This is a genomic window from Streptomyces sp. NPDC052020 (assembly GCF_040680575.1).
In the GTDB taxonomy this organism is placed as follows: Bacteria; Actinomycetota; Actinomycetes; order Streptomycetales; family Streptomycetaceae; genus Streptomyces.
This window is the reverse complement of record NZ_JBFAWY010000016.1, coordinates 69265-92253: the sequence shown is the minus strand read 5'-3', so window position 1 is coordinate 92253 and position 22989 is coordinate 69265. Positions and strand designations below refer to the sequence as shown.

18 protein-coding genes are annotated in these 22989 nt (G+C 74.2%); 10 read left to right on the top strand and 8 right to left on the bottom strand.

Features of this window, described 5'->3' with window-relative positions; translation table 11 throughout:
* Positions 1-466 precede the first annotated feature (466 nt).
* Entirely contained in the window at positions 467-1570 is a 1104-nt protein-coding gene (locus AB0L74_RS18795; RefSeq protein WP_365652947.1) for a GNAT family N-acetyltransferase, read from the top strand.
* Between the two features lie 127 nt (positions 1571-1697).
* Here the strand turns inward: AB0L74_RS18795 and AB0L74_RS18790 are convergent, their stop codons facing one another.
* Positions 1698-2651 carry a LysR family transcriptional regulator gene (locus tag AB0L74_RS18790; protein WP_365652944.1) on the bottom strand — a complete coding sequence of 318 codons (954 nt, stop codon included), beginning with the start codon at positions 2649-2651 and terminating at the stop codon, positions 1698-1700.
* A 97-nt stretch (positions 2652-2748) separates the two neighbouring features.
* On the opposite strand from AB0L74_RS18790, the gene mdlC reads away from it, so the two are divergent.
* The 3 genes from mdlC to AB0L74_RS18775 all read left to right on the top strand — a co-directional run bounded on the left by mdlC (position 2749) and on the right by AB0L74_RS18775 (position 7240).
* Positions 2749-4329: a benzoylformate decarboxylase gene (mdlC, locus tag AB0L74_RS18785; RefSeq protein ID WP_365652940.1), complete on the top strand. Its 1581-nt coding sequence runs from the start codon at positions 2749-2751 to the stop codon at positions 4327-4329.
* Between the two features lie 116 nt (positions 4330-4445).
* Positions 4446-5900: a benzaldehyde dehydrogenase gene (locus AB0L74_RS18780; RefSeq protein ID WP_365652937.1), complete on the top strand. Its 1455-nt coding sequence runs from the start codon at positions 4446-4448 to the stop codon at positions 5898-5900.
* Positions 5901-5983: 83 nt separating this feature from the next.
* Positions 5984-7240 (top strand): aromatic acid/H+ symport family MFS transporter, encoded by a 1257-nt coding sequence (locus AB0L74_RS18775; RefSeq protein ID WP_365652934.1) that lies wholly within the window; start codon positions 5984-5986, stop codon positions 7238-7240.
* Between the two features lie 112 nt (positions 7241-7352).
* Here AB0L74_RS18775 and AB0L74_RS18770 read toward each other — a convergent pair whose 3' ends face one another.
* Positions 7353-7772: a hypothetical protein gene (locus tag AB0L74_RS18770; RefSeq protein WP_365652931.1), complete on the bottom strand. Its 420-nt coding sequence runs from the start codon at positions 7770-7772 to the stop codon at positions 7353-7355.
* 386 nt (positions 7773-8158) lie between these two features.
* Between AB0L74_RS18770 and AB0L74_RS18765 the strand changes: the two genes are divergently transcribed.
* From AB0L74_RS18765 to AB0L74_RS18750, 4 genes are all read left to right on the top strand, one after another.
* Positions 8159-8881 carry a TetR family transcriptional regulator gene (locus tag AB0L74_RS18765; RefSeq protein ID WP_365652928.1) on the top strand — a complete coding sequence of 241 codons (723 nt, stop codon included), beginning with the start codon at positions 8159-8161 and terminating at the stop codon, positions 8879-8881.
* A 171-nt stretch (positions 8882-9052) separates the two neighbouring features.
* The gene (locus tag AB0L74_RS18760; RefSeq protein WP_365653175.1) at positions 9053-10681 is read left to right on the top strand and encodes an MDR family MFS transporter; all 1629 of its coding nucleotides are present in this window, start codon (positions 9053-9055) and stop codon (positions 10679-10681) included.
* A gap of 212 nt (positions 10682-10893) precedes the next feature.
* The gene (locus tag AB0L74_RS18755; RefSeq protein ID WP_365652925.1) at positions 10894-12270 is read left to right on the top strand and encodes a cytochrome P450; all 1377 of its coding nucleotides are present in this window, start codon (positions 10894-10896) and stop codon (positions 12268-12270) included.
* 194 nt (positions 12271-12464) lie between these two features.
* A complete protein-coding gene (locus AB0L74_RS18750; RefSeq protein WP_365653172.1) occupies positions 12465-13100 on the top strand; it encodes an adenosylcobinamide amidohydrolase in 636 nt (211 codons plus the stop codon).
* A 21-nt stretch (positions 13101-13121) separates the two neighbouring features.
* Here AB0L74_RS18750 and AB0L74_RS18745 read toward each other — a convergent pair whose 3' ends face one another.
* Complete coding sequence (locus tag AB0L74_RS18745) at positions 13122-14693, bottom strand: amidohydrolase (RefSeq protein ID WP_365652921.1); 1572 nt, start codon at positions 14691-14693, stop codon at positions 13122-13124.
* A 105-nt stretch (positions 14694-14798) separates the two neighbouring features.
* Entirely contained in the window at positions 14799-16355 is a 1557-nt protein-coding gene (locus tag AB0L74_RS18740; RefSeq protein ID WP_365652918.1) for an APC family permease, read from the bottom strand.
* A 141-nt stretch (positions 16356-16496) separates the two neighbouring features.
* On the opposite strand from AB0L74_RS18740, the gene AB0L74_RS18735 reads away from it, so the two are divergent.
* Positions 16497-17117: a TetR/AcrR family transcriptional regulator C-terminal domain-containing protein gene (locus tag AB0L74_RS18735; RefSeq protein WP_365652915.1), complete on the top strand. Its 621-nt coding sequence runs from the start codon at positions 16497-16499 to the stop codon at positions 17115-17117.
* A 141-nt stretch (positions 17118-17258) separates the two neighbouring features.
* Here AB0L74_RS18735 and AB0L74_RS18730 read toward each other — a convergent pair whose 3' ends face one another.
* Both AB0L74_RS18730 and AB0L74_RS18725 read right to left on the bottom strand, forming a co-directional pair.
* The gene (locus AB0L74_RS18730; protein ID WP_365652912.1) at positions 17259-17633 is read right to left on the bottom strand and encodes a transglycosylase family protein; all 375 of its coding nucleotides are present in this window, start codon (positions 17631-17633) and stop codon (positions 17259-17261) included.
* 100 nt (positions 17634-17733) lie between these two features.
* Complete coding sequence (locus AB0L74_RS18725; RefSeq protein ID WP_365652909.1) at positions 17734-18192, bottom strand: phosphotransferase; 459 nt, start codon at positions 18190-18192, stop codon at positions 17734-17736.
* Positions 18193-18985: 793 nt separating this feature from the next.
* Here AB0L74_RS18725 and AB0L74_RS18720 point away from each other — a divergent pair.
* Positions 18986-19486, top strand: a complete 501-nt coding sequence (locus tag AB0L74_RS18720) for a lamin tail domain-containing protein (protein WP_365652906.1) — start codon at positions 18986-18988, stop codon at positions 19484-19486.
* Between the two features lie 6 nt (positions 19487-19492).
* Here AB0L74_RS18720 and AB0L74_RS18715 read toward each other — a convergent pair whose 3' ends face one another.
* Both AB0L74_RS18715 and AB0L74_RS18710 read right to left on the bottom strand, forming a co-directional pair.
* The gene (locus AB0L74_RS18715; RefSeq protein WP_365652903.1) at positions 19493-20374 is read right to left on the bottom strand and encodes a universal stress protein; all 882 of its coding nucleotides are present in this window, start codon (positions 20372-20374) and stop codon (positions 19493-19495) included.
* A gap of 97 nt (positions 20375-20471) precedes the next feature.
* Positions 20472-22841: a glycosyl hydrolase family 65 protein gene (locus AB0L74_RS18710; RefSeq protein WP_365653169.1), complete on the bottom strand. Its 2370-nt coding sequence runs from the start codon at positions 22839-22841 to the stop codon at positions 20472-20474.
* Between the last annotated feature and the right edge of the window lie 148 nt (positions 22842-22989).

The following is a 22989-nucleotide window of genomic DNA, read 5'->3' as shown; positions in this document are numbered from 1 at the left end:
CCGTGCCGCTGCGTCTGCTGTTTCAGGGGCCCGCGCCGGACGCGGGCGGCGCGGCGCGGGCCGTGACCGCGGCGGAGAGGGCGACACCCCCACGGGCGCCGGGAGCCGGGGCCGAAGACACCGGGACTCCGGCCCGGGGCGAGGACGACCTGCCCGTCCACCGGACCGTCGCGCCGGCTTCGAGGACGGTGAAGGCCGCGGGGTCCGGCCGCACGGTGACCCGTGCCCCCGTGGGGCGCCCGGCCGACGCCGGGCCCGGGACGGACCGGATGGTGTCCGTGAGGTCGGCGTACGCGCCCTGGGCGGGCGTCGATCCCCGTGGCGCCGCGTTGCGGACGTTTCGCTGCTGAGTGACGGCAGTACCGATCGGGGGCCCGCGTGCGGTCCGGGTGCCCGCCGGCTCCGGCAGGCACCGCTGAGCGGGCCTGGTGCGTGTCCGGCATGTCGACGACACAGGAGGCGGAAGTTGCTTGGGAAGCGCGTTCTCGTCCTCGGTCCGCACGAACTGAGCCCGGACGACCACAAGGCGTGGAGGGGGATGCGGGCGGAGTCCGGGGCGCCGGCGAACCCGTTCCTCGATCCGGTGTTCGCCACGGCCGTCGGGCGGGTCAGACCGGGGGCAAGGGTCGCGGTGCTGACGGAGGACGGGGTTCCGGCCGGGTTCTTCCCCTACGAGAAGGGGCGGTGGGGACAGGGCCGGGCCATCGGACTGGGCGTGTCGGACAGTCAGGGCGCCGTCCTGCGCCCCGGCGTCGCCCTGGACGCGCGCAGGCTGCTGCGGGCCTGCGGGCTGTCGTCCTGGGAGTTCGACAACCTGGAGGCCGGCCAGCGGCCGTTCGTGCCGCACGCCGTCGCGGAACTCGCCTCTCCCGTCGTCGACCTCGGCGACGGGTTCGAGCGGTACCGGGAGCGGCTGCGGGAGAAGTCGCCGGGCTTCCTGCGGCAGACCCTGGCCAAGGAGCGCAAGCTGGCCCGGCAGGTCGGCGAGGTGCGGTTCGTGCACGGCGCCCGGGACCCTCAGGCGCTGCGGGCGCTGATGCGGTGGAAGTCCGCACAGTACCGGCGGACCGGTCGCCGGGACCGGTTCGCGCAGGAGTGGATCACCCGGCTCGTGGAACTGCTCGCCCAGGGGGAGGACCCCGAGTGCCGCGGTGTGCTGTCCGTCCTGTACGCCGCCGGCCGGCCGGTGGCCGCGCACTTCGGGCTGTGCTCGCCCACGGTGCTGTCCTGGTGGTTCCCGGCGTACGACCGTGCCTACGGCCGCTACTCGCCCGGGCTCCTGCTGCACCTGCGCATGCTGGAGGCCGCGGCGGCCGAGGGCACCGAGATGGTCGACCTGGGCAGTGGACCGGCCCGTTACAAGGACTCGTTCAAGACCCGGGACATCCCCGTCTACGAGGGTGCGGTGGTCCGTCCGGGGCCCGGCGGGGCGGCCTACCTGCTGGGGCGCGAACCCGCGCGGCTCGCACGCCGGTTCGTGCGCGACCGGCCCCGGCTGGCGGGTGCCGCCGCGAGGACGCTGACGCGCCTGGGGCGGCTGCGTGAGCGCGGACCGCTGCCCGCCCGGTGAGGGCCGCCCCGCCCGCGGCGGCCGGCCGGAGCGGGCGGACCGCCGCGACGGGGCGTCGCGGCGCAGCGGCGGTGCGGGCCGGGTCCGGCCGCACGCGGCCGCGTGGCCGTCCCCCGCGTCCCGCCGGTCAGAGGACCGGCCGCGGCAGGTGACCCGCGGACGGGGGCAGTTGGGAAGGGCTCACCCGGGTGCCCAGCACCTCGGCCATGAACCGGACCAGCCACCGCTGCGAGGGGCTGCGCGAGGACTCGTGCCGGGCGTAGAGAGCCACCTCGATCGGCTCGGTCTCGAACGGCAGCCGTACCAGGCGCAGGGGCCGGGAGGCGGTGAGGACCTCCCCGACGTACTCGGGGACGATTGCGACCAGGTCGGTGTGCTCCAGGAGGTAGGGCAGCATCGAGAAGCGGGTCGCGTCGACGACCACGCGGTCCAGCAGGCCGTGCATCGCCAGCACGGCCCGCGGCACCACATGCCCGCTCGGGCCGAAGACCGTCGCGTGGTGCTCGGTCTCCAGCTGCGCCAGGGTGACCGACTCGCCCCGGACCCGGGGGTGACCGGCGGCGACCATGGCGACGTAGCGCTCGTGGAACAGGGGGATGCGCACGGTCCGGTGCGAGGTGAGCACCGGGGTGGCGACGAACGCGTCCAGATCACCGCGGCGCAGCTGCCGCTCGGCGTCGTCCACGTCCAGCGGCCGGACGGTGAACGACACCCTGGGCGCCCGCTCGCGGGCCGCCGCCAGAAGGCGCGGCAGAAGGGTCGCCTCCCCGAGGTCGGACAGAGCGATCGTGAACCGGCCCGCCATGGTCCGGGGGTCGAAGTCATCGGCCTGCCGAATCGTTCCGTCGATCTCCGCCAGGGCGCGCTGGAGCGGCTCGTACAGCCGGCGGGCGCCGGCGGTGGGCGTCAGTCCGCGCCCGGTGCGCCGGAACAGGTCGTCACCGAAGTGACGGCGCAGCTTGGCCAGGCTGTAGCTGACCGTGGGCTGGGTGACGTGAAGCGTCTCCGCGGTGGCCGTGACACTGCCGGTCTCGTACAGCAGCACGAAGACCCGGGCGAGATTGAGGTCGAAGGTCCCCATATCGATGGACTCTATATCGGGCCGCCGGAACATCTATTGGTGCCCATGTCACGGCGTTCCTTAGCGTGTCCGGCATCACTTTTGGAAAGGAACGTCAGTGCCATCCGTGCGTCGCCTCTCCCACGAGTTCCTGGAGCGCCAAGGGCTCACCACTGTCTTCGGCAACCCCGGCTCCAACGAGCTCCCCTTCCTCGCCGACCTCCCCGACGGCTTCCGCTACGTCCTCGGGCTGCACGAAGGTGCCGTTCTCGGGATGGCGGACGGCTACGCGCAGGCCAGCGGCCGCCCGGTGCTGGTCAATCTGCACGCCGCCTCGGGCTCCGGGAACGCGATGGGCGCGCTGACGAACGCCGTGGCCTCCCGGACCCCGCTGGTGATCGTCGCCGGGCAGCAGGTGCGGTCCGCCGTCGGCCCGGAGGCCAACCTGGCCAACGTCGACGCCCCGGCGCTGATGAAGCCCCTCGTCGGCTGGGCCGCCGAGCCGGCGTGCGCGCAGGACGTGCCGCGCGCGCTGGCGCAGGCCGTCTTCGAGGCGCGGTTGCAGCGGCGGCCGACCTACCTCTCCGTGCCGTACGACGACTGGGACGCCGAGGCCGGCGCCAACGGCCTGCCGGTGCTGGACCGGCGGGTGCAGCGCGCCGCGGCTCCCGCCGGCGAGCAGGGCCGCCTGCTGGCCGAACAGGTCGCGACCGCCCGGCGGCCCGTGCTGGTGCTCGGCGGTGACATCGACTCGGCCGGCCTCTTCGACGACGCGGTCCGGCTGGCCGAGCGCCTGGGCGGTCCGGTGTGGGCGGCGCCCTCCCTGTTCCGGCTCCCCTTCCCCAACCGCCACCCGCTGTTCCGCGGGGTGCTGCCCGCCGGGATCGCGCCCGTCTCCCGGGCGCTGGAGGGCCACGACCTGGTGCTGGTGCTGGGAGCGCCCGTGTTCCGCTACCACGAGCACCTTCCCGGTCCCTATCTGCCCGAGGGCACCCGGCTGATCCAGGTGACGGACGACGCCTCCGCCGCCGCGCGGGCCCCGATGGGCGAGGCGCTGGTCGCCGACCCGGGCGCGGTGATCGATCTGCTGATGAAGGAACTCGGCGCCCCCTCCGCGCCGGTGGGCGCCTACCGGTCCGCGCCCGAGCCGCGCACGGCCGAAGGGCCCCGGCTGCACCCGGAGGAGGTCTTCGCCGCACTGCGCGACGAGATGCCCGGGGACACCGCGTACGTGGTCGAGTCGACGTCGACGAACTCCGCGTGGTGGCGGCAGATGGACCTGCGCCGGCCGGGCTCCTACTACTTCCCGGCGGCCGGCGGCCTCGGGTTCGGGCTGCCCGGCGCGGTCGGGGTCGCCATGGCCCAGCCGGACCGCCCGGTCGTCGGCGTGATCGGGGACGGTTCGGCCAACTACGGCATCACCGCGCTGTGGACGGCGGCCCAGCACCGGATCCCGGTCACGTTCGTCCTGCTGCGCAACGGGACGTACGGGGCGCTGCGCTGGTTCGGCGGCCTCCTCGGCGTGCCGGACGCTCCGGGACTGGACATCCCCGGTCTGGACTTCACCCGCATCGCGGAGGGCTACGGGGTCCCGTCCCGGCACGTCTCCGGGGCCGGGGACCTGCGCGCCGCCCTCGCCGAGCGGCCGGACCACCCCCGGCTGCTCCAGGTGGACACGGCGGTCACCACGCCCTCGTGACGCGAGGGCGCGCACGGCGGCCCCCGTCGCAGCCGGGCCGGCGGCACCGGCCCCCGCCGGTTCACGACCGGCGCCATCAACTCATCACCGACGCAGTACCGAGGAAGGGCAAGCCGATGACACTCCTGGACAGCGCCGTCTGGGGCAAGAGGTTCTTCAGCGACGGCTGGCGGGACTCCGCCGTCGAGCACCCGGTGGTCGAACCGGCCACCGGGGACCGGCTCGGCACGGTGGGCCTGGCGGCCGCCGAGGACGTGGGCCGCGCGGCCGCCCGCGCCGCCGAGGCGCAGCGCGCGTGGGCGGCGACCTCTCCGCAGGAGCGGGCCGCCGTGCTGCGGCGGGCCGGGGAACTGTTCACCGAGCACGCCGCGGAGATCGAGGACTGGCTGATCAGGGAGGCCGGTTCCGTACGGGCCAAGGCCGGCTTCGAGGCGCGGCTCGCGGTGGGCGAGTGCTTCGAGTGCGCGGCGCTGCCCACGCACCCGCAGGGCGAGGTGCTGACCTCCGAGGAGGCCCGCTGGTCCCTGGCGCGCCGTCGCCCGGCCGGTGTGGTGAGCGTGATCGCCCCCTTCAACTTCCCGCTCATCCTCGGCCTGCGGTCGGTGGCGCCCGCGCTCGCCCTCGGCAACGCCGTGCTGCTCAAGCCGGATCCGCGTACCGCGGTCAGCGGCGGCGTCGTCATCGCGCGTGTCTTCGAGGAGGCCGGACTGCCGGCGGGCGTCCTGCATCTGCTGCCGGGCGACGGCTCGGTGGGGCAGGCGGTGGTGGAGGCCCCCGAGGTGCGGGTCGTCTCCTTCACGGGGTCCACGCCGGTCGGGCGCGCCATCGGCGAGCGGGCCGGGCGGCTGCTGAAGCGGGCCCACCTTGAACTGGGCGGCAACAACGCGCTGGTGGTTCTGCCCGGCGCCGATGTGCCCAAGGCGGCCTCCGCGGGCGCGTTCGGCTCCTATCTGCACCAGGGTCAGATATGCATGACGACCGGCCGTCACATCGTGCACGAGTCGCTGCTCGACGCGTACACGGCCGCGCTGGCCGCGAAGGCCGAGGCGCTGCCGGTCGGTGACCCGGCCCGCGAGGACGTGGCGCTCGGCCCGATCATCGACCGGCGCCAGCTGGAGCGAGTGCACCGCATCGTCACCGACAGCGTCGCCGCGGGGGCGACCGTCGCCGCGGGCGGCGAGATCGCCGGCGCCTGCTACCGGGCGACCGTGCTGACCGGAGTGACGACCGGCATGCCGGCGTGGCGGGAGGAGATCTTCGGCCCCGTCGCGCCCGTCATCGGCTTCTCGACGCTGGAGGAGGCCGCGCGGATCGTCAACGACTGCGAGTACGGGCTGTCGGTCGGCATCCTCGGGGACGTCGGTACCGCGATGAAGCTGGCCGACCGGATCGACTCCGGCAAGGTCCACATCAACGAGCAGACGGTCAGCGACGAGCCCAACGCGCCCTTCGGGGGAGTCAAGAACTCCGGTACGGGGTCCCGTTTCGGCGGCGCCGCCGCCAACGTCGAGGCGTTCACCGAGACCCAGTGGCTCACGGTCCGCCCCGACATCGCGGACTACCCGTTCTGACCCCCGCGTTCGCGCTCACCCCCTCGTCCCCTTCATCACCTCCGTCCCCGTCTCCCGTAGCCGCCCTTGAGGGGAATGTCCTCATGAGATCCGTCACCTCGCCCAGAACGCCGGCACCGGCCGGCAGCCGCGGAAGCGGCGCCTGGACCGTCGCCCTGTGCTGGATCACCGTCATGCTCGAGGGGTACGACCTCGTCGTCCTCGGCGCCATCATCCCGACTCTGCTCAAGACGCATCACCTCGGCATGACCGCGGGTGACGCGACCACCATCGCGACCCTCTCCCTGGTGGGCGTGGCCATCGGCGCGGTCTGCGTCGGCCCGCTGGCCGACCGGCTGGGGCGGCGTCTGCTGCTCATCGGTTCCGTGGTGGTGTTCTCCCTGTTCACCATCCTGGTGCCGCTGGCCGGTTCCGTCACGATGTTCGCCGTGCTCCGCCTCCTCGCCGGCCTCGGCCTGGGCGCCTGTATGCCGGTGTCCCTGACGATGATGGCCGAGCACATGCCGGCCAGCCGTCGCGCCCGGGCCAGCACACTGACCATGACCGGCTACCACACCGGTGCCGTGATCACGTCCCTGCTGGCCCTCCAGGTCACGGACGACTGGGAGATCCTGTTCTACGTCCTCGGCGTCGCGGGCTTCGCCGTCGCCGTCATCCAGTGGTTCCGGCTGCCGGAGTCGGAGGCGTTCGTCCAGGCCAGGCAGACCACCGGTGCGAAGCGGGTCCCCTTCACCGAGCTGCTCAAGCCCGCCTATCTGCGCGCGGGCGTCGGGATCTGGGTGGCCTCCTTCATGGGGCTGTTGCTGGTGTACGGCCTCAACACCTGGCTGCCGAAGCTGATGAACGACGCCGGCTATCCCGTCCCGACGGCCGTCACCCAGCTGCTGGTCCTCAACATCGGCGGTGTCGTCGGCCTGGTCCTCGGCGGGTTCGTCGCCGACCTGCGGGGCATCAAGGGCACCACGCTCGGCTGGTTCGGGATCTCCGTGGTGATGCTGGCCTGCCTGAGCGTCAAGATGGAGAGCGACCTGCTGCTCAACACGGTCGTCTTCCTCACCGGTGTGTTCGTCTTCTCGGCGCAGGTGCTGGTCTACGCCTACGTGACCAACTTCTACCCGGCCGCCGTGCGCGGCACCGCGCTCGGCTCGGCCTCGGGCATCGGCCGGATCGGCTCCATCGTCGGCCCGTCCATCACCGGGGCCCTGGTCACCGCCGGAATCGGCCATCCCTGGGGCTTCTACTTCTTCGCCGCCATCGCGGTCCTGGGCTTCCTGGCCGTGCTGACCCTGCCGCGCCGGGCCGAGGACGCACCGGCTCAGGGCGCCGCGGCCACGGCCTGACACCCGGCACGGCACCGCTCACCGCCGTGGCGCGGCCCGGGTCCCCTCCGGACCCGGGCCGCGTCCGGTCGGCATGGCCCGCCGTCGGCCGGCGGGCCATGCCGACCACGCGTCAGATGCGTCCGCCGGCGAGCCGGGTCAGCGGGCCGAGCGCGCGGCGGCCCGAGCGGCGGCCCGCCGCGTACGAGACCGCGCTCAGCGCCGTCACACCGGCCGCCGCTCCGGCGGCGATCAGCTTCCGGTGGGAGATCACCGTCCAGGCGGTCTGGGCCGTGGTGGTGACCCGGCCCGGGACCGTGGCGAGCGCCCGGCGCCCCGCCTCGACGCCCTTGACCGCGGTCTGTGCGGCGCCGGACGCGACCTCGGCCGGCCGGCGGGCTCCCGTCCTGGCCGCCGACGCCGCCTCATCGGCGGCCGAGGCGGCACTCTTCGCGGCCCGTGAGCCCCCGCCGGCCGCCTTGTCGGCGGTGCGCCGGGCCTTCGTCTGGGCCGAAGTGCGCTTCCCTTGCGTGTCGTTGTTCGGTTCCGTCATGCACACCGCCTTGCCCCTCCTTCCCGCGCCAAACGCGCGTCCGTCGGGCCGGACGCCGCTTGGCCGAACGCGGCGCCGCCCGGCCCCTGTCCGCACGGCGCCGGCCCCCGCCGGTACGGGCGGAAGGCGGGACCCGGCCGGGTGGGTTGTCGCCCCGCCGCCGTCCCACCGCGCGACCGGCGGCGGCTCGCTCACCATCCCGCGCTGAATCGCGGCCGGAGCCCCGCCGCCCCCGAGCACCCCGACGACGCCGACCGGCGCGCCACCCTGCCGGACAGCGCCACCGCCGTCCCGCACCGGCTCCATCAGGCCCGCCGGCAACAGCCGCCGGCCTCACCGGACGGCACCCCGGGCGGAATTTTGCATGCCGTGCATCTTTGCATAGCATGCAACCTATGTCGGGGAGGAATGCCGCCGGGGGCGGCCTGCGCGAGCGGAAGAAGCGGGCGACGCGTGCCGCGTTGGCGGAGGCCGCCGTACGCCTGGCGGCGGAGCACGGGGTGGAGAAGGTCACCGTCGAGGCCATCAGCGCCGCGGCGGGGGTCTCGGTGAGGACGTTCTTCAACTACTTCGACTCCCGCGACGACGCCTTCGTCGCGATCGACACCGACTCCCATGCCCGCGTCCGCCGATCCGTGCTCGACGCCCCCGCCGCCCTCTCGCCCCTCGACGCCGTGCGCGAGGCCATCGGGGCGGAGCTCGCCGAAGCGGAACAGCGCCACAAGCTGTGGCTGCTCCATGCCGACGTGCTGCGCGCCTCCCCCCACCTCCTGGTCCGCAAGATCAGTGCGCACATGGCGGACGAGACGGAACTGGCCGAGGCCGTCGCCGAACGCATCCGGGCCGGCTCCGGCTCCTCGCGCGGCGCGCCGGCGACGAGGGCCGCGTCCGCCGAGGCCGCAGCGCCCTCGCCGGAGGCGGCGACCGAAGAGGAACGGCGTGCGGCCCTGGACCTCTACCCCCGGCTGCTGGCCGCGGTGGCGACCACCGCGGTCCGCGTCAGCCTGGAGCACTGGTGCGCCCGCCAGGACGAACTCTCCTTCCCCGGCGTGTTCCAGGAGACCTTCTCCCTCCTGGCCGCCGGGCTGCCGGCGCCTCCCACGCGGTGACCCCGCCGCCGGCCGGTCCACCGGCCGGCGGCCACCGCCCCCCTGTCTGTCACGCGCGTTCCGGACACCGACGCCCCCGTCGGTGCCCCGGCCCGCGCGCCCCACCGAACCACCGTCGAAAGAGATCTCGTGACCGCACCCCCGGCGCCCGACCAGGCGCCCGCCACCTCCATGACCAACCGGCAGATACTCCAGGCCATGTCCGGCCTGATGGCCGGTATGTTCGTCGCCATCCTCGCGGGCACCGTCGTGTCCAACGCGCTGCCCCGGATCATCGCCGACCTCGGTGCCAGCCAGTCCTCCTACACGTGGGTCGTCACGTCGGAACTGCTGGCCATGACCGCGACGGTGCCCCTGTGGGGCAAGCTGTCCGACCTCTACAACAAGAAGCTGCTCCTTCAGCTGTCCCTGTGCATGTTCGTCGTCGGCTCGCTGCTGGCCGGCTTCTCGCACGGCGTCGGACTGCTCATCTTCAGCCGTGTCGTCCAGGGCATCGGCGCGGGCGGTCTGACGGCCCTCGCCCAGGTCGTCATGGCCTCCGTGATCCCGCCGCGCAGGCTCGGCAAGTACGCCGGCATCTTCGGTGCCGTCTTCGCCGTCGGCACCGTGGCCGGCCCGCTGGTCGGCGGCGTACTGGTCGACACCTCCTGGCTCGGCTGGCGCTGGTGCTTCTTCATCGGCGTGCCGTTCGCCCTGCTGGCCATCGCGCTGTTGCAGCGCACGCTGCACCTGCCCACCGTCCGGCGCGAGGTGAAGATCGACTACCTGGGCGCCCTCCTCATCGTGACGGGCGTCTGCGCCCTGCTCATCTGGGTCTCGCTCGCCGGCAACCAGTTCGACTGGGCGTCCTGGCAGACCGCCGTACTGACCGTCGGCGGCGTGCTGCTGCTCGTCGCCGCGGTGTTCGTCGAGGCGCGGACCCCGGAGCCGGTCATCCCGCTCGGCATCTTCCGCAACCGCACGGTGAGCCTGACGACCGTCGCCAGCCTCCTGGTCGGCGTGGCGATGTTCGGCGGCACCGTCTTCCTCTCCCAGTACTTCCAGGTCTCCCTGGGCAAGTCCCCGACCGTGGCCGGGCTGATGAGCCTGCCGATGATCCTGGGCCTGCTGGTGTCCTCCACCGTCGCCGGCCAGATCATCAGCAAGACCGGCAAGTGGAAGATGTACCTGGTGGCCGGCGCGGTCGTGATGACCGTGGGCCTCGGGCTGCTGTCCACGATCGGCGCGGAGACGCACTTCGCCCTGCTCAGCCTGTACATGGCCGTGCTCGGCGTCGGTGTCGGCATGCTGATGCAGAACCTGGTGCTGGCCGCCCAGAACGACGTCCCCGCCGCCGAACTGGGCGCGGCGACCTCCGTGCTGTCCTTCTTCCGCAGCATGGGCGGCACCATCGGCACCAGTGTCCTCGGCGCGATCCTCGCCAACCGGGTCGCCGACGAGATGGCCAAGGGGCTGAGTGAATCCGGCATCGCCGGTGCGGCCGGCGGCGGTTCGGGCGGTGAGTCCAGTGTGCCGGACATGACCACGCTGCCCGCCCCGATGCGGTCCATCGTCGAGCACGCCTACGGTGTGGCCACGGCCGACCTGTTCCTCATCGCCACCCCGTTCGCCCTGCTGGCGCTGATCGCCGTGGTGTTCCTCAAGGAGAAGCCGCTGAAGACCACCAGCGGCATGGAGCGTCTCGCCGAGGAGTCCTCCGGGGCCGCCGGAGACGGCGTGACGGCCGGTACGCCGGAGGCGGCGCGGCCGGGCAAGGCCGCGTCGCCGGCGGACAGCGGTCCGGCGGCGCCGGTCGGCTGACGCCTGGCCCGCCTTTCCCGGAGCCCTTCCGCGACGACGGGGCCGCCTGGCCGCTGGGCCAGGCGGCCCCGTCGCCGTGTCCGCGGCCGTCGGTGCCCCGGCCGCTCCGGGGTCTGGACCACCCGGCGGCCTGTGCCGGATGCTGGGGAGCACGCCGCCGGGGCCGGCGGCGGGAAGCACCGCCCGGCACGGTGACCGAGGAGGTGGGCCCGGTGCGCGACCACGAAGGCACCGCGCGGAAGGCCGACAGGGGGCGGGAGCGTCCCGGATGCCCCGTCACCCGGGCGGCCGACGGGACCTGGCGGGTGCACGACCACGCCGTCGCCCGCGCGCTCCTGCGAAGCCCCGGAACCGTCCAGGCCGGTCTGGGTGTCGAGACGGTGGAGAAGCTGCCGCGGCGCGTCCGCCGTCCGGTGCTGTACCGGGACGGCCCCGAACACCTCGAACACCGCCGGCAGACCGCGCGCTTCTTCACGCCCCGCCGGGTCGACGAGCACTACCGCGACCTGATGGCGCGCATCGCGGAGGAACAGCTCGCGTCCCTGCGCGCGGCGGGCGAGGCCCGGCTCGCCGACCTCGCCTTCGAGCTGGCCATCGGCGTGGTGAGCGAGGTGATCGGTCTGCGGTACGGCAGGCCCGGCATCCGCCGGAGGCTGGAGCGTTTCTTCCCCGAGGAGTTCGGCGAGCCGGGTCTGACCAGCCTGCGGGGCCTGTCCTGGCTGGTGCGGCAGAACGCCAACTGGCTGCGCGTCCATCTCGCCGATGTGCGCCCCGCGATCCGCGCGCACCGCCGCCGGGAACACGACGACCTGATCTCCCATCTGATCGGGGAGGGCTGTTCGGACGCGGAGATCCTCGGCGAGTGCCTGACCTTCGCCGCGGCAGGCATGGTCACCACGCGCGAGTTCGTCTCCCTGGCAGCCTGGCATCTGTTCACCGGCCCCGGGCTGCTCGCACACTACCGAGCGGCCGAGGAGTCCGGGCGCCTGGCCGTCCTCCAGGAGATCCTGCGCCTGGAACCCGTGGTAGCGCGGCTTCGCCGGCGGGCGGTCACCGCACTGGAACTGCCCACGGACGACGGGCCCTTCGCCATACGGCCCGGTGAGGTCGTGGAGCTCCGTCTCGACGACACCAACACCGATCCCCGCGTCGCGGGCCGCGACCCGCTGTGCCTCCGGCCGGGCCGGGCCATGGGGTCCGGCGCCGGACCGGTGGGGCTCTCCTTCGGTGACGGGGCCCACCGGTGCCCCGGAGCGCACATCGCCCTGCTGGAGACCGACGTCTTCCTCAGCCGTCTGTTCGCGCTCGACGGCATCCGGATGACGGCACCGCCCCGCGTCTCCTTCAAGGACGCCATCGGCGGCTACGAGATCCGGGGGCTCGCTCGCCGTGGGCCTGCCTGCCGGCGCCTGACAGCGGCACGGGCGGGCACCCGGGTGCGCGAGGCGGAGGCGTACCCGTGCCGGCGCCGTGGTTGCCGGAGTGCGCCGGCACGGGCGGCGCCGAGAGCGGGCGGGCGCCGCCCGGACGCGCGCCACCGGAACCCCGGCGGTGCCCGGCGCCGGCCCGGGCCGATGTCCGCGCGGTGAACCCCGTCATGACCGTGGGCGCCCGCCCGCCCCCGTCGCCGCCGGGTACAGGGCCACCGATTAGGGTGCCTCGCATGCCTGCCGTCGCCTCCGCCACCCCGACCGGCCTGCCCGAGCGGCCGGACCCGTCCCGTCTGTCCGCCCTGGACGGCCTTCCGCTGCTGACCCGCGAGGAGGACGGGACCGCCTGGCCGATGCTGCTGTGGGTGCCCGGCGAGAGCATGCGCATGATCTCCACCGCCGTCCTGGGCGGGGGCCTGGCCGAGCGCGAGTGGGTGCTCAACGCACAGGTCCCGCCCGGCTACCCGCGCCGCGACCCGGCGGCGCACCTGGCCGCGATGGCGGCCTCGCTCGGCGTACACGGGGACGGTGTCGGGCTGATGACGGCGGCCCGGGTGGCGGACCGGGGCTGCGCGGCGGACGACGGTGTGGTGGCCCTGGTCACGGCGGGTCTCGGAGTGCGCGGCTGGGCCGCGGTACCCGCTCCCGGCCGCCCGGGACCCTCCCCGGCGGGCACCATCAACATCGTCGTGTCGGTTCCCGTGCCCCTGTGCGACGCCGCCCTCGTCAACGCCGTCGCCACCGCCACCGAGGCGAAGGTGCAGGCGCTGCGCGACGCCGGGTTCGATGCCTCCGGCACGCCCACCGACGCGGTCTGCGTCGCCGCCGCCCGCCCCGTCCCCGGCCGGGCCGCCGAGTCGTTCGCCGGGCCCCGGTCGGTGTGGGGGGCCCGTATCGCCCGCGCGGTGCACCGGGCGGCGTACGAGGCGTGCGTGCGCGGTGAGGCGGACGGCGGGCGGCACGGCGACGGCGGGTTCCCCGCCCGCTGACGCGGGCCGGGTCGGTCTCTGTCACACCCCCCGGTGGACGACGTGCCCGCCGGTCACGGTGAGCCGTACCGGTGCCTCGGCGACCTCGTCGGCGGGCGCGTCGGCGGGGTCGACGCCCAGGGCGGTCAGGTCCGCCCGGCAGCCCACGGCGACACGGCCGGCGACGTCCGTCTCCCCGGCGGCGACCGCCGCGTGGGTGGTGCAGCCCTCCAGCGCCTGGAGGCCCGTCAGGCCCTCCCGCGCCGAGGCCGCTCCCCGGGGCGCCCGCGCGGTGGCCAGCACGGCGCGGGCGTCGTAGTGGGCGATGGGCCAGTCCGAGCCGAGCGCGACGACCGCGCCCGCCTCCCGCAGGTCCCGCAGGCGCCAGGCCCGGCCGGCACGGCCCTCCCCCAGCCGCTGGGACCACTCGTCGGAGTGGTCGGCACGGGTGTAACCGGTGTGCGGGGGCTGCATGGAAGCGACGACACCCAGGCGGGCGAACCGGACCAGGGTGTCGTCGGGCACCGACTCGATGTGCTCCACCCGGTGCGCGAAGCGGGCGTCCGCGCCGAGCGTCTCGACCGTGTCGAGGACGTGGCGTACGGCGGCGTCGCCGATGGCGTGGGTCGCCGTGCGCACCCCGGCGCGGTGCAGACGGCGCACGGCGTCGCTGTACGCGGACGGGTCGGGCCAGAACGCCTCGGTGCCCTGCCCGTGGCAGTCCGGGTGCTCCAGCCAGGCCGTGCCGCCTTCGACGGTGCCGTCCATGAAGAACTTCACCCCGCCGATGCGCCAGTGCCGCCCGGCGCGGCTCTGCAGCGCGACGAGCTCGTCCAGGGCCGCCTCGTCGTCGCCGGGCATGCACCAGGGCGCGAAGCGCAGCCGCAGCGGCAGGACGGTCTCCTCGGCCACGGAGCCGACCAGGTCGAGGTCGCCGAGATCCATCACATGGGCACCGGTGAGCCCCGTGGCGGCCATGGCGGACAGCAACTCCACCAGCCGGGCGCGCCGTTCGGCGTACGTCGGCCGGGGCGTCACCGTGGCGACCAGGTCCATGGCGGCGTGCTCGACCAGATGCCCGGTCAGCCGCCCGCCGGCGTCGACGGCGAGGTGGGAGCGCTGCGCGAACGTCCGGGGCCCGGTGACGCCGGCCGCCTTCAGCGCGGCCCCGGTGACGAGGGCCGAGTGCCCGTCGTACAGGCGCAGGAAGGCCGGGGCGCCGTCCAGGACGTCCTCGATCAGCGCCCGGTCGATGGGGCGCCCGCCGAACACGTTGTGGTCCAGGCCGAAGCCCACGACCCATCCGCCGGTCCGCTCGGCCGTGGCGAGCCGGGCGCGCAGCCCCTCCAGGTCGCGGACCCCGGACAGGTCGAGCCCGGTGGCCATGTCCAGGCCCCACACGGGGTGGCTGTGGCCGTCGACCAGGCCGGGTACCAGGCAGGCGCCGGCCAGGTCCACGACCTCGGTGCCGGGTCCGCGCCAGTCGCGTACGTCGGACTCGTCGCCGACGGCGGTGATCAGTCCGTCGCGTACGGCGACCGCGGAGGCCCGAGGACACTGCGGATCGAGGGTGCGGACACGGGCGCCGGTGAGAACCAGGTCGGCGATGGGCATGCGGGCGGTCTCCTTGGGGGTGGTTGAGGGTGGGTGAGGGCGGGGATGGACGGGTGCCGCGGGCCCCGCCCCCGGGCCGGCGGGCCTGCCGGGGTGGTGCCGCGGTCAGTCGCCGGGCACGGTGCGCCGCGCGGGCGCGACGGCCCCGGGTTCGTGCCCCGGCCCGGTCTCGTTTCGGGGCTCGTGTCCGGGCACGGAGCCGGCCTCCGGTTCGGCGGCGAACCGCTCGTAGACCCCGGGGCGGTGACGGCGCAGCCACCCCGCGAGGCCGAGTCCGGCGGCGAAGACCGCGAGAACGAGGGCGGCGAGCACGGTGTTGACGGTCGCCGAGGCCCCCGTGAACAGGTCCAGGTGAGTGACCACCAGGACGATGGCGGCGGTGAGCAGCGCCGCCGCGGTGACGGGTGCCACCACCGTGCGCAGGGCGCCCTCGCGGTGGCGTACCCGCCGGAAGTACCGGAACACGGCGAGCGCGGCCAGCAGTTGCAGTGCCATCAGGCCGAGCATGCCCGGGGTGTTGACCCACAGCAGCAGTTGCCCGTACGGGTCGGCGCCGGCCGCCGCGAAGCCGAGGACGACGACGGCGCCGAGGACGGTCTGGGCGATGCCCGCGACGTGCGGGGATCCGTGGCGCGGGTGCACCCGGGCCAGCGCCTTGGGCAGGACGCCTTCTTCGGCGAGGGCCAGTCCGTAACGGTTGATGGCGTTGTGGAAGGCGAGCAGGGACGCCAGGACGCTGGTGACGATCAGTACGTGCATGAGGTCCGCCGCCCAGCCGCCGACGTAGGTGGTGATGGCGGTGAAGAAGAGTCCGGCCGGGTCGCCGCCGGCGGCCTCGACGACCTCCGCGTCGCCGAAGGACTGGATCGCGATCCAGACGACGAACGCGTAGAACAGGCCGAGGAAGCCGACGGCCGCGTAGGTGGCGCGCGGCACCGTGCGGGCCGGGTCGCGGGCCTCGCGGCGGTAGATGACGGTGGACTCGAAGCCGGTGAACGCGGCGAAGGCGAAGGCCAGCACGGCCGCCGTTCCGGGCACGAACACGTTGCCGGGAGCGAAGGAGTCCAGGGACAGGCCGTGGGCGCCGCCCTTGACGAGCACTCCGACGGCGAGCAGGACGAGGATGCCGGTCTCGGCGACGAGGAGGACACCGAGGAGCTTGGCGCCGAAGTCGATGGACCGGTAGCCGCCGTACCCGATGAGCAGCAGACCGGCGAGCGAGACGGGCAGCCACGGGACGTCGGCGCCGAACAGGGCGTGGGCGGTGTCCTGGGTGGCGCTGCCCAGCAGGCCGTAGACGCCGATCTCCATGCCGTTGTAGCCGATGAGGGCGAGCAGCGCGGCTCCCACGCCGACGGCGCGGCCCAGGCCGCGGGTGATGTACGCGTAGAAGGCGCCGCCGTTGTGGACATGGCGGCTCATCGTGGTGAAGCCGACGGCGAAGACGGCGAGGGTGACGCCGGCGAGCAGATACCCCACCGGTGCGCCGATCCCGCCGAGGAGGATCGCGAGGGGGGCCACCCCGGCCATGACGGTGAGCGGGGCGGCGGCGGAGACGACGAAGAAGGCGATGTCGGCGGTCCCGAGCGCCCCGGAGCGCAGGGCGGCGGCGGGCGCCGGTGAGCCCCCGGAGGGGCTCGGGCTGGAACTGGTGTCGGGCACGGGGAAGCCCTTCTTGCTGCGTGAGGGACGGAAGGCAGGCGTGGGGGGTGTCCGGCGCCGGTAAACCTAAAGGCATTCGGTTTCCGCAATGTAACCTCCTCTTCAGACAGCTGGGAAGACCCTCCAGGAAGAGCACACGACATGGGACGGCCGCGCACACCCCTGCTGGACCGGGAGCGCATCACCACCACGGCACTCGAACTCGTGGACGAGAAGGGGGAATTCAGCGTTCCGCAGATCGCGCGCCGCCTCGGGGTGCAGACGGGATCGCTGTACCACCATGTGGACGGCCGGGACGGCATCGTCGAGCTGCTGCGCGAACGGGTGTCGGCGGGCATCGACATCGCCACGTTGGACCTCCGGCCGTGGGACGAGGCCCTGCGGGCGTGGGCGCGCTCCTACCGCGCCGCCTTCGCCGCGCATCCGCGGGCCATCCCCCTGCTGATGACGAACCCGGTGCGGGCACCGCGCGTCCTCGACCAGTACGAGCGGGCCGTCTCGCTTCTGCTCGACACGGGCTTTCCCCCGGCGGACGTCATGCCGGTCATCGTCGCCCTGGAGAACGTCGTCCTCGGGTCGGCGCTCGATCTGGCCGCCCCCGAGGCCATGTGGGAGCTCGCCGACGACACGGCCACGCCGCGGCTGGCGGGGGCACTGGACGCGGCGGGTGAGCGACGGGCGGATCGGGCCTTCGAACTGGCCCTGGAGGGTTTCCTGTCCCATGCGCGCCGGAGGCTGGAGGAACACCGGTCCACCGGCTGACGTCCGCGTCTCGGGCGGGTTTCGGGCACCGGGCCGGGGCCGCATCCCGCGCGGCCCGGACCGCCGGCCTCGTCCGCCCCGGCACCGGGCCCCGGCGACCGGGCGGACGAGGCGTTCACGCGGGCCGCGGCCGGACGGCGGTCAGCCCGCCCAGGAACAGGCCCAGGCCGACATGCCTTGCAGGGCGGCCAGCCGCTCCGCCACGGCGATCTGCTCCTTGCGGGTCGCCAGGTCCGCTCGCGGGGCGTACCTCAGCCCGCCGGCGGCGATCCAGCTGGACCGCGAGAACTGCAAGCCGCCGTAGTGGCCGTTGCCCGTGTTCGCCTTCCAGTCGCCTCCGGACTCGCACCGCGCGATGGCGTCCCAGTCCGGTTCGAGGCGCACGGACGGCGAGGCCGCCGCCGCCCCGGCCGTGGCGCCCAGCACCGCCGTGGCCGTCAGGACCACCAGCGCGGCCCGGCCGCCGCGCAGCCGGGGGCGGCGGCCGTCTGTCGTGTCAGCATGTCGCCAGATCATGACCAGACTGTTACACGACATGACGGACGGTGCCGGTCACCGGAGTGCCCTCCTACTCCGGACGGAGCACACGCGGCCGGACCCGCCGGGAGCCCGGCCCTCAGCCGTCGGCCAGCTGGCGCCAATGGGCAACGATCCAGCCGCGGGAGCGCCGGTTCATCTCCTCATAGCAGGCGGCCCACATGCCCGCATACCCCGGATGCCCGGCCTCCGCGCTCGCGCGGATGTCCTCCAGAGCGATATCGAGGAAGCCCAGCAGGATTTCGAGCACCTGTCCCCGCTCATCGGACGACAAACCGTGCACCGCGGCGAAGCGGTGGAAACGGCCGAAGGGATCGCTGTGGGCTCGGGCGTCGGCGATGTCCGACGGAGCCCGCAGGGGCACCCAGTGCCGGACGGCGACCGCGATGTCGAAGAGCCGGGACGCGGGCACGGCGAGGTCGAAGTTGATGAAGGCCGCCGCCCGCCCGTCGCGCACCACGACGTTCTCCAGGCAGAGATCGGTATGGCAGACCAAGTCCCCCCCCCGGCCCCCGGCGGCAGGCGTCTCCCGCGCCAAACAACCCCTTCCGGCAACGCGAAACCGGCCGCCGCGGCATGCAGCGCGCGCTGCGTCCGAGCAACGCTGAGCAGCAGTTCCTCGTCCGCTGCCCAGTCCGGGAAAGCGGCACCGCGACCTCGCCTGCCACGTAGTCCAAGAACTCCCGGCCCTGCCGGTCCAGCCCCAGAAAGCGCGGCGCCGCGCGGAAACCCGACCGCTCCAAGTACGTCAGGAACAGCCGCACGGCCTCGGCGTTCACACCCCCGGGCCGCCGCACCGTCTCGCCGACCCGTACCACCGCTCCAGCCTGGTCGATCCCGCCGGCCAGTACGCGCTCCCCCATCTCGTCGGTCATACGCCGATTCTCACCCGGGCCCGGCACGCCTTTGGGGCAACGGCTCCAGAAGCCGAGGCGGCGGGGGCGGACTCTCCTTTGCCCCGGCAGACATGGGGACCCCGCCCGCGCGGGGTGCGGGGGCGGGGTCTCGACGGAGCGTTGGGCAGGCCTTGCACCTGCATCTCCCCGCAGGAAGCGGAGCGTCTTGCCTTGGACCACCAACGCACGGTCCGCCCGTCTTCGCCCTGGGCGGCTCGCTCACGGTCGACTCTAGCGGGGCGCTTCGGCCCGCGCGTGGCGATGGGGCCGATGGGGTGAGCCGGGACGTCAATCGCCGGGGCAGGGCGCCCGGTTGTCCCGCCCGGGAAGCCTCTCCACGTTTTCTCCGTGTTTTCCCCACCCTTCCGCCACGCTCCGTTCACAGGCGCTGTAAGCTCCAGGCGCTCCATTCGCACCATCGAGGGGGGACTCCTCATGCGTCAGCGTCATGCCCTGGTCACCGTGTCCGCCGGGATAGCCGGGATAGCCGGGTTCGTGACCGCGGCCCCGGCCCAGGCCGCCGAGTACTCGTCGGCGCTGAAGATCAAGGCGATCCAGTACGACGCGCCCGGGCGGGACTCCAACAAGTGCTCGGGCGGCAACACCAAGGACGAGTACCTGGTCATCAAGAACTACTCGCGCACCGCGACGGTGAACCTGAAGGGGTACGTGGTCAAGGACGCCACCGGGAACCGGTTCGCCTTCACCGCCAACCACCAGCTCCAGCCCGGCGACTTCGTCAAGCTGCGCGGCGGCCGCGGCACCGACTCCGACGCCGGCAACGTCGTCTACCGCCAGAACTGCAACTTCATCTGGAACAACGACAAGGACACCATCTACTTCTCCAAGCCGTCCGGCGCCCGCGCCGACGTCCACTCCTACACGCGGTCCGCGAACGACCGCGACGGCAACGGCTACATCACCTACCACGGCTGACGCGGGTCACGGCGGGCCCGAGCGCACCACGGCCACGGGACAGTGGGCGTGGTGCAGCAGGGCCTGGCTGACCGAGCCGAGCAGCAGGCCCCCGAAACCGCCCCGGCCCCGCGCGCCGGCCACGACCAGCTGGGCCCCGCCGCTCGCGTCGATGAGGGCCGCGCGGACCCGTCCCCGGACCAGCCGGGACTCCACGGCGACCTCCGGATGGCACTCCCGGTGGCCGGAGAGCGCCCCGGCGAGCATCCGCTCCTCCTCGTCGCGCAGATGCCCCTCGTCGTACGTCACGAAGGGCGGATCGGCGGGACCGTCGTAGGCGCGTTCGGTCCGGGTGCTCCACACGTGCAGCGCCAGCAGGCCGGCGCCGCGCAGGGACGCCTCGGCGAAGGCGAACGCGACGGCCGCATCCCCGGCGGGCGAGCCGTCGGCCGCGAGCAGCACGGGGCCCGCCGGGTCCGGCCTGCCGCGTACCACCAGCACCGGGCAGTGGCCGTGGGCGGCCAGGTGCACGCCCGTCGAGCCGAGGAGCAGGCTGCCGAAGCCGCTCAGGCCGCGGCTGCCGACCACCACCAGCGAGGCGGTGCGCGACTCGATCTCCAGCACCATGACCGGCTCCCCCACGGTGACGTCACGGGCGACCTCCACCCGCGGCGCCGCCCCGCGGGCGCGCCGCTCCGCTTCCGCCAGGGTCCCGTCGACCAGCTCGCGCAGACCGGCGGTGGCGGGGCTCCACGGCCGCACATGGGGCGGCAGGTGCACCGACGGCCCGCCGAAGGCGTGGACCAGCCGCAGCTCGGTGCCGCGCAGGGCGGCCTCGCGCGCCGCGACCTCCACCGCGGACAGGCTGGAGGGGGAACCGTCCACCCCGACCACCACCGGGTTCACCATGACAGCGCCTCCTCACCGCGAGGCCGTCTCCGGTCTTCGCCCCCCTTTTTTTGGCCTACTCCCTATCTCTCTTCCGGGTTCCCCCGCCGTGTGGTCGTCAGTCGGGCAGGGCGAGACGGCAGGTGTCGCCCGGCCGGACCCGGACCGTGCGATCCGGGAGGCGGACCTCGATGGGGACCGGGTCGGACGGCGGTACGGCGATCTCCAGCAGGCCGTGCTCCAGTCGCAGCCGCACCCCCCAGTCGCCCTGGTACCGGAGGGAGAACCCGTAGGAGGACAGCTCCGGCAGCGGCACGGGGTCCAGCCACAGCGCCCCGGCGCGGGTCTCCAGGCCGGTCAGGCCCCGCTGGACGAGGTCGAGGGTGCCGGCCATGGCGCCGAGGTGGATACCCTCGCCGGTGGTGCCGCCCTGGAGGTCGGCGACGTCCCCCTTGAGGGCCTCCTGGCAGAAGGTCCATGCCTCGGCGCGCCGGCACCGGGCCAGGATCCAGCCGTGGACCAGGCCGCTGAGGGTGGATCCGTGGCTGGTCCGGGCGAGGTAGTGGTCGACGGTGCGCCGCCAGGTCTCCTCGTCCAGCCGGTAGCCCAGCCGCTCCAACAGGCCCCGCAGCTCGGCCGGGGAGAAGAGGTAGCCGAGCATCAGCACATCGGCCTGCTTGGACGCCCGGTAGCGGTTGACGGTGTCGCCCTCCGCCTCCAGGATCCGGTCCAGCCGCCGGATGTCGCCGTACCGGCGGCGGTAGTCCTCCCAGTCGAGTTCGGTGAGGTCGCCGTACCCGTCGAACTGGCTGATCACACCGTCGTGGAAGGGCACGTGGAGAGTGCGGGAGACGTCCTCCCACCGCTCCAGTTCCCCGCCGTCCAGGCCGGTGCGTTCGACGACTTCGCGCCGGCGCGGTTCGGGCAGGGTGCGCAGCACCTCCAGGGTGCGGGCGAGGACCCAGGCGGCGGTGACGTTGGTGTACGCGTTGTCGTCCAGGCCGGGCCGCCCGGCGCCGGGGTAGCCCTCGTGGTACTCGTCGGGGCCGACCACGCCCCGGATGCGGTGCCGTCCCAGCCCGGCGTCCCAGGCGGCGGAGTCCGCCCAGAAGCGGGCGATCTCCAGCAGCATCTCGGCGCCCTTGGTGTGCAGGAACTCCGCGTCGCCGCTCGCCTCGCAGTACTGCCACACGTTGTAGGCGATCGCCGATCCGACGTGGTGCTGGAGGTGGGAGTGGTCCGGCAGCCAGCGGCCGGAGCGCGGGTTGAGGTGCAGCTGCTGGGTCTCCTCGCGTCCGTCGCTGCCGCTCTGCCACGGGTACAGCGCGCCCCGCCGGCCGAGTGCGCGGGCGGCGGCACGGGCGGGGTCCAGGCGGCGGTGCCGGTAGTGCAGCAGGGCGCGGGAGACCTCGGGGAAGTGCAGGTTGAGGTAGGGCAGGACGAACAGCTCGTCCCAGAAGACGTGGCCGCGGTACGCCTCCCCGTGCAGACCCCGGGCGGGCACGCCGACGTCCAGGTCCGCGGTGTGCGGGGAGAGGGTCTGCAGGACGTGGAACAGGTGCAGGCGCAGGATGTGGCCCGCCTCTCCGGGGACGTCCAGCTCGGCCCGGCGCCACAGCTGGTTCCACGCCGTGCGGTGGGAGCGCAGCAGCGCGTCGAAGGCCGGTGCCGCCTCCACCCGGTCCACGGCGGCCTGCAAGGGGTCGCTGATCGCCGCGTCGCGGGAGGTGTGCAGGGCCACCGTCTTGTCGACGACGGTGGTGCGGCCGGGGCCGACGCGCAGCCGCATCCGCTGTACGGCGCGTGGCTGCTCGTGCGCGGCCACGACGGGTACGTCGGCGGTGACGCGGGCCGCCAGCCCGATCCGGATGTCGGAGGTGCGGGTGCGGCAGCGCAGCCACACGGTGTCGGGGGCGGCGTCCCCGGTGTGCACGTGGGTGAGGTGGCGGCCCTCCAGCTCCCGGTACCGCGCCACGCCCGCGTTGGTGACACCCCCGTCCAGCGCGGCCTCGGCGTCGAGCTCGACGGTGCCGCCCTCCACCGTCAGCTCGGTGCGCAGTGCCGCCAGGTGGGGGTCGGCCATGTGGACCAGGCGCCGCTGGCGCACGTCCAGCGCGCGTCCGCCGCCGAGCCCGTAACGGGTGTGGCGCTCCAGCAGACCGCAGTCCAGGTGGACGGCCTGGCGGTGTCCGAGCACCGGCGCGGTGTCCGGGGTCAGCCAGTCTCCGCCGGGGAGCCGGAAGCGCAGCGGCAGCCAGTTGGGCAGGTTGACCATGTCCTCGTTCTCCACCTGGCGCCCGGCGACGGTGGAGGTGAGCCGGTTGTAGCAGCCGGCCGCGTAGGTGCCGGGGTAGTGCGCGTCGTCCGCGGCGCACTCGGGCAGGGCCCCCCGGGTGGCGACGTAGCCGTTGCCCAGCGCGCACAGCGACTCCCGCAGCCGCTCGGCCGCGGCGTCGTATCCGTCGTATTGCCAGGTCCACGCCGTCACCGCGGTGCCGTCCTCCCGTGGGGGCGAGCGGGCGGGTCCGTCCCGCACCGGCGGCCGGGTACCCGCCAGAGCCCTCCGGGTCACGCCGGGTCCGGTCCGCGTCCGCCCGGCCCGCGCCGGGGGGCGGGCCGGCCCGTACGGGCGGCCG